Source organism: Thalassotalea ponticola (genome assembly GCF_041379045.1).
Lineage (GTDB): Bacteria > Pseudomonadota > Gammaproteobacteria > Enterobacterales > Alteromonadaceae > Thalassotalea_A > Thalassotalea_A ponticola.
Map to the genome: position 1 here is coordinate 3,243,687 of NZ_CP166871.1, position 15,511 is coordinate 3,259,197.

Below are 15,511 nucleotides of genomic sequence, written 5' to 3' on the forward strand. Positions count from 1 at the left end.
AAAATTACGTTAATTATCGGCTCAACGCTGCACTCAACAGCACATTGCTGATTGGTATTATAGCGCTGGTTGGTTATAATGCCCGCAAACCCATGCTAGATAGATATTATGAAATATAAGGACTTGCGCGACTTTCTCGACAAATTGGAGCAAGTAGGTCAACTCAAGCGCATTACCCAACCGATATCAACCGAATTAGCGATGACCGAAATCAGCGACCGCACCTTGCGCGCTGGTGGCCCGGCTTTGCTGTTTGAAAACCCGGTCGGCTTTGATATTCCCGTATTAACAAACCTATTTGGCACACCTGAACGCGTGGCTATGGCCATGGGTCAAAACGATGTCAGTGAACTACGCGATGTAGGTAAGCTTATGGCGAGCTTAAAAGAGCCTGAGCCACCAACCGGTTTTAAAGATGCCATGGACAAGTTGCCACTCTTTAAACAGGTGTTGAATATGCCTACCAAACGCTTAAAGAAAGCCCCTTGCCAAGAGGTGGTTTATCAGGGTGATGACGTTGACTTAACCAAGTTGCCTATTCAAAAGTGCTGGCCTGGTGACGTAGCACCACTAATTACCTGGGGACTAACGGTAACTCGTGGCCCTGAAAAGGCGCGCCAAAATTTGGGTATCTATCGCCAACAACTGCTCGGTAAAAACAAAATTATTATGCGTTGGTTATCGCATCGCGGTGGCGCGTTAGATTTCCAAGAATTTAAAAAGCGTTACCCCGGTGAAAAATATCCGGTATCGGTAGCACTAGGTGCCGATCCCGCAACTATCTTAGGCGCGGTGACACCGGTGCCCGATACCTTGTCAGAATACGCCTTCGCCGGTTTGCTGCGCGGCAGTAAAACCGAAGTTGTCAAAAGTCTGAGTAACGACTTAGAGGTTCCAGCTTCGGCAGAAATAATCCTTGAGGGCTACTTAGACCCTGAAGAAACGGCACCAGAAGGCCCCTATGGTGATCACACTGGGTACTACAACGAAGTCGACGACTTTCCCTTGATGACAGTGACCCACGTCACCATGCGTGAAAACCCGATATATCACAGCACCTATACCGGCCGTCCACCAGATGAACCGGCTATTTTGGGGGTGGCATTAAACGAAGTCTTTGTGCCCATTATTCAAAAGCAATTTCCGGAAATTGTCGATTTCTATTTACCACCTGAGGGGTGTTCTTATCGACTCGCGGTAGTGACTATGAAAAAACAATATCCGGGTCATGCCAAACGGGTGATGATGGGTGTTTGGAGCTTCTTGCGGCAATTTATGTACACCAAATTTGTCATTGTCTGCGACGATGATGTGAATGCGCGTGACTGGCAAGATGTGATCTGGGCGATCACCACGCGTATGGACCCGGCACGCGATACGGTCATGGTGGAGAATACCCCCATTGATTATCTTGATTTCGCCTCGCCAGTATCGGGTCTGGGCTCAAAAATGGGCCTCGATGCGACCAATAAATGGCCTGGTGAAACCGACCGAGAATGGGGCGAACCGATCACCATGGATGCCGATATAAAACAGTATGTTGACGAAATTTGGGAAGAACTCGATATATTCACTACCTCGTCGGCAGTAAACAAATCAAAGTAGTAAAAAAATATGAATAGAATTCGTTGTCAGGTGGCATCAGTAAAGCCACTAACAGAGACCGTGTTTCAAGTGTTACTCAAACCTGAAACCGCGGTGAGCTATGTTGCAGGTCAGTACCTCAGTGTGGTCATGGGCGAAGACGACAAACGTCCCTTCTCGATTGCATCTAAGCCAAGCGATGAACTGATTGAGCTGCAAATTGGTGCATTTGCGGCTGACAGTTGGGCGATGCAAGTCATTGACCGAGTCAAACAAAATGACAGCATTGAGGTTGAACTGCCCGGCGGTGTAGCCCATCTGCAAGAGCACAGTGAACGGCCGATTATCTTGCTCGCCGGCGGTACCGGCTTCTCGTATATCAAATCGATTTTAGCCGAACTCGCTGAACGTCATTACACCAAGCCGGTTTTGGTTTATTGGGGATTGCGCGATGCCGGTGCCTGCTATCAGTTAGAGCAGACGCAAGCCTTAGTCGACCAATTGCCGCAGGGCCAGTTTAATGTTGTGGTAGAGAACGCGGATAGTGACTGGCAGGGCCGTGTTGGTCGCGTACACGAACCGCTACTTAGCGATGTTGTATCGCTAGAACCGTATGATATCTACATGGCGGGACGCTTTGATATGGTTGGCTATTTACGCGATGAATTTATCAAGCACGGCGCGCTGACAGAGCACATGTATGCCGATGCATTCGCGTTTATTTAATCACCGCTTATCATCCACAGCCGATATATAAAAAAACGCAAGCTCAACCTGCTAATGGTCAGCTTGCGTTTTTCGTTTCAGAACACTCAATAGTTACGCTTAGCGACAGTTCATTGCTAACGTCTAATCACCTGCGCGAGTTTGCATCATCGACGCACTTTTTGGGTTCGCCAATAATTGACTAAACACCTGCCAACGCTTGTCGTGGTCGCCGTCTGCCTGTGGCTCAACGTAAGCGCGAACAATGTCCTGCCCTAAGTTATAATTGATCACATACGCTCGGTAGCGCTCAATAAAGTCGATGCGTTGCGCTGATTTGTTTCGATCACTGAGGGCATACTTCATTAAAAACTCGATCGCTTGCTGCTTATTAATCTGCCCATCTAAGTAGCGTTTTGCCGCCACGTTACCCGCGTAGGAGAGCTTACTTAGCACACTTTGTACTTGATAATAGCGCTCAGCCTGCGACGCATCTAGCTCCGCTAATTTAAATAATACATCGCGCTCAAATTCTAAGCGTTGTGGTTGTGGAAATGCCACCTCGATGCCGTAGTTAGCACTGCCTTCAGCTAACAGCGATAACGGCGAATACAGTGGATATTTCGAATACTCGATCCAGCCCTTGCCGTTAACTAAGTGCTTCTCCATTAATGAATTAAACACGTGATGGCCAGGATACCCCTCGTGGCTTGCCAAATCGATAGCCCGATCGATTTGCATATCAAAATCGGTATTGACTTGGATCACACTGTGACTATTGCCCTGATACCAATTGTAACCACTCCACGGCTTAGAGGTGACGTACTCTAAGGTAAATGACTCATTGCTGGGCAATTCAATATATTGCTTGGTGCGATTTCTAGCTTCGCTGATAGCGGCATCAAATACCTGAGCAAGTTTATCACTCGGGATGACAAATTGACGTTGAAACGCGTCAAGTCGTGTATTTAAATCTCCTTGCCCAGGCAATAACTGATCAAGTTCGGCTAACGCGTCGTCAAAATCTGCCTCCGTTAATGCCCCAGACACTGCGTCGTATAACGCTAATGATTCTTGGTCAAAAGACAGTTGTTTACCGCCGAGCTGCTCCACAAACGCCAACAGCGAACGCACTTGCACCTGCAACATATCTTTGCGTAACTGTTGTTCTCGATCGGGGCTAACGCGCTCGATGGCACTCAACAAGCTCTGTGCATCCTCAGCCAACTCTGTCAGTGGTCGCTTACTAGCCTGCTGTTGCCACTCTTTCGGCCCGTAATATGCATCAATGTAGTAATCGTGATGCTTACCTACTTCTAACGCCAATTTTACATATCGCTCTGCCAACGGGTTCATCTGCTTACCTGTATCGTTTGTGTAGCCGCTAGAGCAGCCCCCAAATACACTGCCTGCGACTATCATCAAGCCTACAATCAAACGTTTAATAATCAATTAATTATTCCTTCTCGGCCGCTTTGAACTGAGCAAAATAATGCGCTAGTGCCCGCAATTCATCATCACTGAAGCGCAACATCATCGGCTGCTTTACTTTTTGCTCTTCTAACTGATCGCGATAATACTGCATTTTAATAAACAATTGCTGCTCACCCTGACCTGCTAAATCGGGATATATTGCTAAGCTTGCCCTACCCTCGATGCCATGACACGGGGCACAGTAACGTATGTGCTGCCTGAGCTTTTGCTGAGCCAACTGCTCTTCGGCAATTTCTGCTTCGGCCATAAGCATGCCTTGTTCAAATAATGGATCGTCGATGGCAATAGGTTGCCAAGCATAACTGCTGTGCGCAACCAACGCTAAGCTCAGTAATTTGATGCTGGTTATTTTTCTTATCATGGTCAGGTGATGGCGTTAAATAGGTAGTGTTCTATCAAACCGTATTCCGCTTTGTAACGGCAATAAAAAAAGCGCATATCAATGCGCTTTTTTACCTACATAGGCGGCTTACTTAGCGTCTAAGCTTGCGTAGTAAGCAGCTAAGTTAGCGATATCTTCGTCCGTTAATGGCATTGCCATTGGCGCCATTACTGGATCTTTGCGGTTACCAGCTTTAAAATCTTTCAATTGCTTTGCAATGTAAGCTTCTTTTTGGCCAGCAAGGTTTGGATACATAGGTACCGCTGAAATACCTTCAGCACCGTGACAAGCTGCACAAACAGCTGATTTGGCTTTACCAGCTTCAACATCAGCAGCCATTGCTGGTGCAGATAGTACAACAGATGCAGCTAAGGCTAGAGTTAATTTTTTCATAGTCATTACTCTTTGTTGTTTAAGTGAATTATTTAAACCTCATTTGATTATATGGAAAAAAACCTATCGTGTCTGTGGTTTTTTCGCAAAAACATATATCTTTGATAAATATCACGTAAAATACCAAGGTATTCAACGTATCAGGATCGCCATGATTACACTGAACAATAGTTATCTCACCTTAGGCAACCAATTTTTTCAACGGGTGATGCCGAGTAGAGTCGATAACCCGCAACTGTATTTATTCAATCGCGACTTGGCAACCAACTCGCGTATTTCAGAGGCACTGATCGACGACCGGCAAGCACTAGCCAATATCTTTGCCGGTAACGTAGAGGCGTGTGACATCTCCCCTGTGGCACTGGCGTATGCCGGTCACCAGTTTGGCCACTTTAATCCACAGCTTGGCGATGGTCGAGCGCATTTACTTGGCGAGTTAACCGACGTTGATAATCAGATACGAGAGTTACAATTAAAAGGTTCAGGACAAACCCCGTTTTCAAGACAAGGCGATGGCAAATGTGCCCTTGGACCGGCCATCAGGGAGTACCTGATGGGAGAGGCCATGCACGCCCTCGGGGTTCCGACCACCCGCAGCCTCAGCGTGGTATTGACGAATCAAACCGTATATCGCCAACAACCCGAGCCGGGTGCCGTGGTTAGTCGCTTGGCTAGCAGTCATCTTCGAGTTGGCAGTTTCCAGTATTTTGCGGCGAGAAACGACTACCAAAGTGTTAAACAATTGGCTGATTTTGCGATTAAACGTCATTATCCACAGATAGATATCGCCAGTGATAATTATTTACTGCAGTTTCTCCAAGCGGTAATCGATAAACACGTCAGTTTGCAAGTGCATTGGTTGCGAGTTGGGTTTATTCACGGTGTAATGAATACCGATAACACCACCATCAGCGGTGAAACAATCGACTACGGTCCATGTGCAATGATGGGGGTTTACGATCCAGACACCGTGTACAGCTCAATTGACCATCATGGTCGTTACGCGTTTGGACAACAAGCCAACATCAGTCAATGGAATATGGCTCGCCTTGCAGAGACGCTACTGCCATTGATTGACGCCGACAGCGATCAAGCGGTGGAAATGGTATTGCCTATTGTTAAGAGCTTTGGTGAAAAGTTTAATCAAGCCAATGAGCAAATGTTGGTGAATAAAATTGGCTTTGAGCGCGTTAATGCCGATACTTTGTCACTGATTCACCAATTACTCACTGTCTTGAAAGTAGAGCAACTCGATTATACCAATGCGTTTTTTCACTTAGCGCATACCCTACAAGGTAAACCTCTTCCCGCATCACTTGCTCCAGCACTAAGTGCTTGGTTGGAGAATTGGCACCAAGCCCTCAGTGATCACACCGCCGCCTATCAGTTGATGCGCCAAACTAACCCGGTGGTGATTCCGCGAAATCACCATGTCGAGGCAATACTCGCCGAGTCATATCAACGGGTTGCTGACAACGACATGTCCACTGAGCACATCGAGTCGTTTTTGCGCGTTGTGAGCAAGCCTTTTTATCAAGGCGAACAAACGCATAACTACCAAACCCCAGCAGCGGATAACGACGCGGGTTACCAAACCTTTTGCGGAACCTAAGCCGAGCCAAACGAGCCCACTATGAAGCTTACTCAAATTAATAACCACACAGTGGCCATAACCTTTACAGACGATTGGCAGATCGAACAAACTGAAGATCTAGCCAAGCACATTCTCAGTTACTTAGACGAACACCAAGTGTTGGAAAAGGTAATCGGCGCAGATCGCTTCGACTGTCGCTTTCGCTTTTTGCAGTGCGACTTCGTACTGCATTTTGAGCACTACAGTGAGTCTTGTTGGATTGAGGCACAAGATCGCTTTAATCAACGGGGTGTGCAAGACATAGTCGCCGCCCTAATCAAAGCGCAATAACACTTTGCCATCACTTTTGTGAACGGCATAGTGCTCCAATGCTGGAACGAACTGATCGACGTTGAACTGACCGTAGATATCGGTGGCAAAAATGCCATCGCGAAATAATTTTTGCACCTTCTTAGACAAGGCTAATACTCGTAGCGGGTTGGCCTTGGTTAATTCTGTTGCCAACCAAAACCCCTCAATTCGCTGATTTTTAAAAATCACATCAGCAACGGAAAAATAACCGCCATACGGGTCCACGGTCTCGGTTAACCGACCGTAGACAATAGCGGTTGAGCCACTGGGCATTTGTGCTAAAACTCGCGGTGTATCCGTATCGGCGACCGCATCAATAAACACACTTGCGCCAAGCGTTTTACAGGCGTGCTTTAATTGCTCACAGAAATCGTCAGCACTCGTCAATAACACACAATCGGCACGCAACTGCTTAAGTGCCTCGACATTCGCTCGCGAGCGCACCGTTGCAATGGTTTTTATACCCTGTGTTTTGGCGTAGCGAATTACTCCCTTGCCCACTTGGCTGGCAGCGGCGTTTAACACCATGGCTTTGGCGCCAAGTTGTTTAGCTCTGTCGACCAAACAAACCGAGGTACAGGGGTTAACGATCAGCGTTGCGGCTTGTGCGTCGGTTAAGTCGGCATGTACCGGCAGACAGTGATTGGCCTGTACAATGGCGTACTTGGCCCACAGACCATCTGCCCCAGGCGTGGCTGATAACGCCACGCGCTTGCCGGTGAGGTATTTTCCATACAAGCCGGCGTTGGCCTCAATCACTTGACCACAACCTTCAAAACCGGCGTATGCGCCATCAACGGGGGGTAAGCCGTATTGGCCCATCAAGTAAACCAAGTCGGATGGGTTCACTGGTGAGGCGATCATTTTTACTAACACTTGTCCCGACTTTAACGACGGCAAGTCTTTTTCTTGTAACTGCAAACGCTCAGCAAAAGGGCGTTGTAAGTCGTCAATCACTTTAAGGGCAAAGCCCTGATTTTTAATCACTTGATGCAACCTCATATAGAGTTAAAAACTGCTAGAATTAAAGTAAACCGAAGGCCTATCTACGAGTTGGTCTTAACGACACTCACCCTAACACAAATCGGCCATAGTCCAAACCAGTATAACCTGTTCCAATTTTGACTAGGGCGTGTTGATCTTTGAGGTACAAATTTTGTTCAACCTAAATGATTTCTGATCAAAATAGCTGTCATGCAGCATAGTCATCTATGTAAATGTCAGATATTACAGAGCAGGGAGAATTTAGGCTGAACCCTTTGGGCAGCGTTTGTTTGACATTTCTACTTTGTTACCGCCTATTTATTTAGATGGCTAAACTTTATAGTCGTTGCCTTGTAAAAATCTCAAACAACTCGCTGCAAAAATGAACAGCAAAGATCAACACGCCCTAGGATCCGTTGGTTTTTGCGGTAATTTTTTTTCACAAAAGCAAGATTAATTTCTGAAAAACAACGATAATTAGCGGATAAATTGACGTCTTTGCTAAATCTAAGCAAACCAAATTCGGTAACTACCATGGAAATTAAAGTAAACTTTCTCGACAACTTAAAGGTCGAAGCTAAATTCGATGATTACTCAGTGATCGCCGACCAACCGATCCGCTACAAAGGCGACGGTTCAGCACCAAGTCCATTTGATTATTTTCTCGCTTCTTCTGCCTTGTGTGCGGCTTACTTTATCCGTGTCTACTGCAACGCGCGTGACATACCGACTGACAACATACGCTTATCGCAAAACAACATTATTGACCCGGAAAATCGCTACAACCAAATATTTCAAATTCAAGTTGAACTACCCGAGGACATCTCAGAGAAGGATAGGCAAGGTATTTTGCGCTCGATTGATCGCTGCACGGTAAAAAAGGTGATACAAACCGGCCCCGAATTTAAGGTAGAGATCGTCGATAGCTTAAGCGATGATGCGCAAGCCATGCTCATGCAACACCGCGAAGATGACAGCAATACATTTATTGTTGGTAAAGATTTGCCGTTAGAACAAACCATTGACAACATGACCGCATTGCTGGCCGATTTAGGGATGAAAATTGAAGTCTCCTCGTGGCGCAATATCGTTCCCAATGTCTGGTCGCTGCACATTCGTGACGCGGCCTCATTCATGTGCTTTACCAATGGCAAAGGCGCGACCAAAGAAAGTGCGCTTTGCTCGGCATTAGGCGAGTTTATCGAACGTTTGAACTGCAATTTTTTTTACAACGATCAGTATTTGGGCGAGGATATTGCCAATAGTGAATTTGTCCACTACCCCAACGAAAAGTGGTTCAAACCCGATGCGAGTGATGCCCTACCTGAGGGCTTGCTCGATGATTATTGTTTATCGATTTACAACCCAGATGGCGAGTTGCAAGGCAGCCATTTAATCGATACCAACTCGGGAAATGTTGAGCGCGGTATCGTCGCTTTGCCGTATACCAGACACAGTGACGGCGAAACCGTTTACTTCCCGTCGAACTTGATCGAAAACCTGTTTTTAAGTAATGGCATGAGTGCGGGCAACAACTTATTTGAAGCCAAAGTACAGTGTTTATCGGAAATTTTTGAACGGGCGGTGAAACGTCAAATTATCGAAGATGAAATCGCGCTACCCGACGTACCGCACAGCGTATTAGAGAAATACCCGAGTATCCTTGCGGGCATTGATGCGCTTGAACAACAAGGCTTTCCCATTGTCGTCAAAGACGCCTCTCTTGGCGGTCAGTTTCCGGTGATGTGTGTCACCTTGATGAATCCGAAAACAGGCGGGGTATTTGCCTCGTTTGGCGCTCACCCCAATTTTGAAGTTGCACTTGAGCGCAGTTTAACCGAACTGCTACAAGGCCGCAGCTTCGAGGGTCTGAACGACATTCAAAAACCGACCTTTAATTCGATGGCGGTACAAGAACCTGAAAACTTTGTCGAACACTTCATTGACTCGACTGGTGTTATTTCATGGCGCTTTTTCAGTGCCGCTCATGACTATGAGTTTGTTGAATGGGATTTCTCCGGTAGCAACGAAGAAGAGTGCAATGCCTTGTTTGCGATTTTAGACGATTTAGGCAAAGAGGCTTATGTTGCTGAGTACACTGATATCGGTATCGCCTGTCGAATTTTAGTACCCGATTACTCAGAAGTGTATCCAGTGGAAGATTTGATTTGGGATAACACCAACAAAGCATTGCAATATCGCCACGACATTCTCAATATTCATCGCTTAGATGACGATCAACTGGCCGATTTGGTGGATCGCTTAGAGCAAAGTCAACTGGATAATTACATCGATATTATCACCCTAATTGGCGTCGAGTTTGACGACAATACGCCGTGGGGACAACTGACCATAATCGAACTCAAAATATTAATTTATATTGCCTTAGGGGTTCTCGAACAAGCATATGAACTGATTGGTGAATTGTTGCAATACAACGACAACTCACTGACTGAACGCCTGCGCTTTTACCAAGCGATGCACGTCACCTTAGAAGTCGCACTCGCGGATGACCTCGAATTTGAGGATTACCATCAAGCGTTTAACCGCATGTTCAGCGAAGACATTATGAACAGTGTGATTGGTTCAATTAACGGCGACATTAAGTTTTATGGATTAACGCCGACCAGCAGTAAATTAGAGGGTATCGAAAAACACTTAAAGTTAATTGAAAGCTATAAGAAACTGCATCGAGCACGCGCCAACATCGCCGCACAAAAGTAACCGCTACAGCAAGGTCAAGTAATGTTCCAGGCAGGGCTTGACCTCAATCTGCTAGCTAGTGGTAGCGATAATGGCATTATCGCCATATATTTGATATTAGTCATATAACAACCCCTGTGACCCTGCTAAGCTAACGTCCTAGACGGCACAATGTACTCAGTGCATCGACCCTGTTACAGTGAACAACTGGGAAGAGGTAGTTGACGCCAGCAAAGAATAATATCGCACGGGAGAGGTAAGGTGAGTAACAGACAATCTAATTGGCAAGATATTTTATTGTTAGAGCAACAGCTAACGGATGATGAGCGAATGATCAGCGCGATGGCGCGAGATTTTTGCCAAAATGAATTGCAGCCGGGTATCTTAATGGCCAACCGCAACGAACAGTTTGACCCCGATATAATGCGTCAGTTTGGAGAATTGGGCTTACTCGGTGCCACCATCAAAGGCTATGGCTGTTCGGGTATTTCATATGTTGGCTATGGCTTGATTGCGCGTGAAGTTGAACGCGTTGATTCGGGCTACCGCAGCGCGATGAGTGTGCAATCATCGTTGGTTATGCACCCTATTTATACCTGGGGTAGCGACGCACAAAAACAAAAATACTTGGCAAAACTAGCAAGTGGAGAGCTGATTGGTTGCTTTGGCCTAACCGAACCCGATGCCGGCTCCGACCCCGCCAGCATGAATACCCGAGCGCGCAAAGTCGAAGGCGGCTATCGCCTAACTGGCAATAAAATGTGGATCACCAATGCGCCTATTGCCGATGTGTTCATTGTCTGGGCAAAATCCGAGCAGCACGACAACCAAATTTGTGGCTTTATTCTCGAGAAAGGCATGCCAGGACTCAGCGCCCCTAAAATTGTCGGTAAGCAGTCGTTAAAGGCTTCGATTACCGGTGAAATTGTCATGGATAACGTGTTTGTTCCCGAGGAAAATATGTTTCCTGAAGTCCGCGGTTTAAAAGGCCCGTTTAGCTGTTTAAATATGGCGCGCTATGGTATTTCATGGGGAGTGATGGGCGCGGCAGAAGACTGTTGGCATCGAGCCCGTCAATACGGTTTAGAACGCCATCAGTTTGGTAAACCTCTGGCGCAAACCCAGCTGTATCAAAAGAAATTAGCCGATATGCAAACCGAAATAACCCTCGGTTTACAAGCTTCGCTACGAGTTGGTCAATTGATTGACAGCGGCCAGTTTCAGCCTGCCATGATCAGCCTGGTCAAGCGCAATAACTGTGGTAAAGCGTTGACAATAGCGCGTGAAGCGCGCGATATGCACGGCGGTAATGGCATTGCTGATGAATACCATGTCATTCGCCATATGATTAACTTGGAAACCGTGAATACCTACGAGGGAACCCACGATATTCACGCCCTTATTTTGGGACGGGAGCAAACCGGATTACAAGCGTTTTTTTAAGCTTCTGGCAACCGTGTAAATAGCGAGCAGGATAAGCGATTCCTCCCCTAAAAACGAAGAAATGTTGTCTTTTTCTGATCGCTATTGTTGGAGTATAACCTCGACACCAACTGCACCGTACTAAGCGCCTTTATTCGAGTGGCACCACTTTACCTATGTATGGGAGGTAGCGGTAGTTCTGAGCGTAATCGATTCCGACACCGACGACAAATTCATCGGGAATGTCGAAGCCCACCCATGTCACATCAACCTCGACTTCGCGTCGCGACGGTTTGTCGAGCAAGGTGCAAATGTTGATTGACAATGGGTCGCGCAATTGCAGCATTTGCACCACTTTTCGCAAGGTATTGCCGGTATCAATAATGTCTTCAACTAACAGCACATGCTTATCGGCAATATCGCCATCCAAATCTTTGAGAATATGAACATCGCGCGAACTGTGCATGCTATTGCCATAGCTTGAGGCGGTCATAAAATCGACTTCGTGGGCAACGGTTATTTTGCGCGATAAGTCGGCCATAAACACATACGATCCGCGCAATAGGCCAACCATAACTAATGGCTCGTCACTTGGGTAATGGGCACTAATTTGTTGGCCTAACATGGCAATGCGATCAGCTACTTGCTGTTCGCTTATCATCACCTCCACTCGATGTTTCATGATCACTCTCTTATTGCTACATTGACGTGTTGATAACTATAGCCGATGTCGGCTGGTTTGCGGAAAATCTGATACACGAGACAATTTACCCTTGCTTTGTATGCACAATTCGTTAAGCTTGCCCGGTAATTTTTTAAGCAGTATTTACAACAATGGTTAACACAATAATGAATAAATTACTTTCTCTTTGCAGTAAAGCAGCACTTTGCTGCGCCTTACTCACTTCAAATGCGCAAGCCACCACGATTTTAGTAAAAACCAATATGGGTGATTTCGAGGCGGAGCTATTTGACACTCACACACCTAAAACCGTCGCCAACTTTCTTTCCTACGTAGAAAACGGTGATTACACAGATGCCGTTTTTCATCGTAGCATCAAAGGCTTTATCGTACAAACCGGCGGTTTTACCTACGATTATGAAGAGCACAATGTAAGCAGAATTGAAACCACTGAGGCCGTCGAAAATGAGCCTGTGTTCTCAAACGTGCGCGGTACAATCGCCATGGCTAAATTAGGCGGTAATCCCGACAGCGCAACGAGCCAGTGGTTTATCAATACCGGTGACAATGCGAGTAACTTAGATGGACAAAACGGTGGCTTTACCGTTTTCGGTAAAGTGTCTGAGCAAGGCATGGAAATTATTGATGCCATCAACTACCTAAAAACCTATAACCTCAGCCCAGGTAATATGACCTTTGCCGAAACACCTCTGCAAGGTTTACCCGCAGAAGACGAAGTGCAAGTACTGACCGAAAAGCACCTAGTACTGGTTGAGTCGATCACCGTTATCAACCCTGAGCCAGAGACGGCGAGCGAACTACCACCACTAAACGATGCCGATGCGAACGACGACAACACCGATTCAGACGTAGCCGACAAAGAGCCTGAATCAAATGACAACTCGAGCTCAGGTGGTAGTCTGAGTTGGTTACTTGCATTATTTACTGCTACAGTTGCTTTACGTAAGCAGAAATAATCGCAATCGATGAAACTCAGGGTTTATGTTTTCCGAGCACCCATACGGGTGCTGCGGATCAAGCGAAAACGCGGCATTTATCAAGTACGTCGGCAGATGTTAACCTTGAAAATGGCGCTCGCCCAAGAAAAACAAGAAACCCGTGAGATGCTTACTGTTTACCTCAAATACACGCGTAAGCAAGCTACCAAAGACGAAATGAAAATAGCCAATAAGCAATTTTTCGATTTGCTCAAAGGTCTCGGTATTGGCGTAGTGGCTATTTTGCCTTTTGCGCCAATTACTATCCCGATCATGATAAAGCTCGGTGACTGGGTTGGTGTTGACATCTTACCTAGCTCGTTTTCTGATAAAAATCGGCAAAATCGCGAAATTCGATAATCACATGCGTCTGCTCACAGACGCGCGTCATTGATTCACTTCACAATCAACTAAACAACTCGACAGCACCAACCAATATCGCAGGGTGTTAGGGTGTGCTTATCTTTGTTTGTATTTTCTACAATCAGCTAAACAACTTGACAGCACCGACCAATATCGTAGGGTGTTATTATCCTCTCGGTCTCTGGATTAATATGAAACTGATTATGCGCAGCGAGTTTGATAACTTGCGACTCAATGACCAGCATGCCTTCGATGTTGATCGCAACGGTGATAAACAAGTCGTTAAGATTTATGCCGGCAACAAACTTATCGCCAAAAAAGTCACCCATAAAAAATCAATACGCTATTTTGCGGTTAAAGAGTATAAAGACTATTTAGTTGATCTTTCGTAGTTAAAACCCACTGCAATATCAGTGGTTAAATGTTATGCTGAAGATGTCTTAAATAACAATAATAACAAGGATATAGCTATGAAAATGCGCTACGTCAGCCTTGCCCTTGGGGCAGGCTTATTAGCGAGCCCGTATTTTGCTGGTAAGCAGATAGAGCGGGATTTCACCCATATTATTGCGCAAATATCAGCGCAAACCCCCTATGATGTGTCAATTGATCACTACCAACGCGGTTGGTTTTCAAGCACCGCTGATGTCAGCATTCAAGTTGAGCAGCTAGTTGACGATATGGTCGAGCCATTGGTATTAACCTTTAAGGCCACACATGATATTCAACACGGCCCTTTACTGAGCCAATCTTCATTAACGTTAGGCCTAGCCGACATTCGCCACCATATCACTTTAGAGCACAATATGCCCGATAGTGATCAGCTCAACCACGACTTCAGCAATGATAAAGTCGACTATTACACGCAGATTACCTTTTTAGGCGACTCCTATTCAACACTCAGTAGCAAAACCATCACCGTGAACTCCAGTGATGCGGTGATGAAAATTTTACCGACTGACTTGACCATTAAATTAACCCATCAAGGTGAACTTGCGCTAAATGGTATTTGGCAAGGTATGACGGTTTATCAACACGAGCAAGCGTTAGTAGAGATTGGTCAGATGCAGATGACCTCAAATCAACAAATCGTGCGCGGCAGTGTTTGGGCAAATACCGCTATTATGGTCGGTGACAGCAACATTCACTTGGATAGCTTACTGATTCAAGATAATGACGATGTGGGACCTATTGCAATGAACCACGTTGACATCACCACAACCAGTGCTGACCACAATGGTTTGATGGCGGGCAAAGCGGTGGTTAGCGCAAAAGATATTCGCGCATTGGGACTGACATTCGATGGTTTTAATTATCAATCGAGCATCAAAAATGTTGATTTAGATACTTACGCAGAACTGCAGGCCTTATTGGTAAAGGCATCAATGCAAGACAATCCACAACAGTTTGCTCAGCAAGTGCAAGTGATAATTCCCAAGCTACTGAAAAGTGCCCCCGAATTTAAAATGGACAATTTAGCGCTTACCACCGGACAAGGTGACATTAGCAGTTACATGGATATATCGTTCGATAGCGATAAGATTGATACCAGTAATCCGATGTCCATCTATACCGCAATTGATGCTAACGCCCATGGACAAGCACCTCTCGATTTCTTTGTCGAGTTGAACATGAGTGAGGTAATCGACGACTTACTGGCTGAGAAAATACTCATTCGCGAGCAACAAAATATTCGCTTTGACTTTAGCTTGGCCGACGGCCTACCCATACTCAATGGCCAAGCAGTACCGCTAGGCTAGCGCCCCCCTGACGTCATTAGCCAATAAAAAAGCCACAACCCGAACGGTTGTGGCTTATTAATTTAGCGCTTTATTTTTATTGTCTTATGATTATTC

Annotated in this window: 15 protein-coding genes; 10 read left to right on the forward strand and 5 right to left on the reverse strand. The window is 45.9% G+C overall.

All coding sequences use genetic code 11. The annotated features are described in order from the left end of the window. The first annotated feature begins 108 nt into the window (after positions 1 to 108). Together ubiD and fre are read left to right on the forward strand one after the other, a co-directional pair. Complete coding sequence (gene ubiD, locus ACAY30_RS14305) at positions 109 to 1,605, forward strand: 4-hydroxy-3-polyprenylbenzoate decarboxylase (RefSeq protein ID WP_290251830.1); 1,497 nt, start codon at positions 109 to 111, stop codon at positions 1,603 to 1,605. A 9-nt stretch (positions 1,606 to 1,614) separates the two neighbouring features. Continuing rightward, positions 1,615 to 2,310, forward strand: a complete 696-nt coding sequence (gene fre, locus ACAY30_RS14310) for an NAD(P)H-flavin reductase (protein ID WP_290251829.1) — start codon at positions 1,615 to 1,617, stop codon at positions 2,308 to 2,310. A 123-nt stretch (positions 2,311 to 2,433) separates the two neighbouring features. On the opposite strand, the gene ACAY30_RS14315 is transcribed toward fre, so the two are convergent. The 3 genes from ACAY30_RS14315 to ACAY30_RS14325 all read right to left on the reverse strand — a co-directional run bounded on the left by ACAY30_RS14315 (position 2,434) and on the right by ACAY30_RS14325 (position 4,558). Further along, positions 2,434 to 3,741 (reverse strand): hypothetical protein, encoded by a 1,308-nt coding sequence (locus ACAY30_RS14315; protein ID WP_290251828.1) that lies wholly within the window; start codon positions 3,739 to 3,741, stop codon positions 2,434 to 2,436. Positions 3,742 to 3,745: 4 nt separating this feature from the next. Further along, complete coding sequence (locus ACAY30_RS14320) at positions 3,746 to 4,144, reverse strand: c-type cytochrome (protein ID WP_290251827.1); 399 nt, start codon at positions 4,142 to 4,144, stop codon at positions 3,746 to 3,748. Between the two features lie 108 nt (positions 4,145 to 4,252). Further along, complete coding sequence (locus tag ACAY30_RS14325) at positions 4,253 to 4,558, reverse strand: cytochrome c (RefSeq protein ID WP_290251826.1); 306 nt, start codon at positions 4,556 to 4,558, stop codon at positions 4,253 to 4,255. A 154-nt stretch (positions 4,559 to 4,712) separates the two neighbouring features. Here ACAY30_RS14325 and ACAY30_RS14330 point away from each other — a divergent pair, with 154 nt between their 5' ends. Then, on the forward strand, positions 4,713 to 6,170 hold the full coding sequence (locus ACAY30_RS14330) for a YdiU family protein (protein ID WP_371190287.1): 1,458 nt from the start codon (positions 4,713 to 4,715) through the stop codon (positions 6,168 to 6,170). A 21-nt stretch (positions 6,171 to 6,191) separates the two neighbouring features. Continuing rightward, positions 6,192 to 6,482 (forward strand): DUF3630 family protein, encoded by a 291-nt coding sequence (locus ACAY30_RS14335; RefSeq protein ID WP_290251824.1) that lies wholly within the window; start codon positions 6,192 to 6,194, stop codon positions 6,480 to 6,482. Here the strand turns inward: ACAY30_RS14335 and ACAY30_RS14340 are convergent. Next, positions 6,465 to 7,490: a zinc-binding dehydrogenase gene (locus ACAY30_RS14340; protein ID WP_290251823.1), complete on the reverse strand. Its 1,026-nt coding sequence runs from the start codon at positions 7,488 to 7,490 to the stop codon at positions 6,465 to 6,467. The two genes, ACAY30_RS14335 and ACAY30_RS14340, sit on opposite strands and share 18 nt — an antisense overlap. 531 nt (positions 7,491 to 8,021) lie before the next feature. Here ACAY30_RS14340 and ACAY30_RS14345 point away from each other — a divergent pair. Both ACAY30_RS14345 and ACAY30_RS14350 read left to right on the forward strand, forming a co-directional pair. Further along, positions 8,022 to 10,211, forward strand: a complete 2,190-nt coding sequence (locus tag ACAY30_RS14345) for an OsmC domain/YcaO domain-containing protein (RefSeq protein WP_290251822.1) — start codon at positions 8,022 to 8,024, stop codon at positions 10,209 to 10,211. Between the two features lie 240 nt (positions 10,212 to 10,451). Beyond that, positions 10,452 to 11,633 carry an acyl-CoA dehydrogenase gene (locus ACAY30_RS14350; protein ID WP_290251821.1) on the forward strand — a complete coding sequence of 394 codons (1,182 nt, stop codon included), beginning with the start codon at positions 10,452 to 10,454 and terminating at the stop codon, positions 11,631 to 11,633. Between the two features lie 130 nt (positions 11,634 to 11,763). Here the strand turns inward: ACAY30_RS14350 and hpt are convergent, their stop codons facing one another. Beyond that, positions 11,764 to 12,294: a hypoxanthine phosphoribosyltransferase gene (hpt, locus tag ACAY30_RS14355; protein ID WP_290251820.1), complete on the reverse strand. Its 531-nt coding sequence runs from the start codon at positions 12,292 to 12,294 to the stop codon at positions 11,764 to 11,766. Between the two features lie 167 nt (positions 12,295 to 12,461). Between hpt and ACAY30_RS14360 the strand changes: the two genes are divergently transcribed. The 4 genes from ACAY30_RS14360 to ACAY30_RS14375 all read left to right on the forward strand — a co-directional run bounded on the left by ACAY30_RS14360 (position 12,462) and on the right by ACAY30_RS14375 (position 15,415). Continuing rightward, a complete protein-coding gene (locus ACAY30_RS14360; protein WP_290251819.1) occupies positions 12,462 to 13,271 on the forward strand; it encodes a peptidylprolyl isomerase in 810 nt (269 codons plus the stop codon). A 96-nt stretch (positions 13,272 to 13,367) separates the two neighbouring features. Next, on the forward strand, positions 13,368 to 13,652 hold the full coding sequence (locus tag ACAY30_RS14365; RefSeq protein ID WP_353958586.1) for a hypothetical protein: 285 nt from the start codon (positions 13,368 to 13,370) through the stop codon (positions 13,650 to 13,652). A gap of 194 nt (positions 13,653 to 13,846) precedes the next feature. After that, positions 13,847 to 14,047, forward strand: a complete 201-nt coding sequence (locus ACAY30_RS14370; protein WP_290251817.1) for a hypothetical protein — start codon at positions 13,847 to 13,849, stop codon at positions 14,045 to 14,047. A gap of 78 nt (positions 14,048 to 14,125) precedes the next feature. Then, positions 14,126 to 15,415, forward strand: coding sequence for a DUF945 family protein (locus tag ACAY30_RS14375; RefSeq protein ID WP_290251816.1), 1,290 nt, complete (start codon positions 14,126 to 14,128; stop codon positions 15,413 to 15,415). Positions 15,416 to 15,511: the final 96 nt, after the last annotated feature.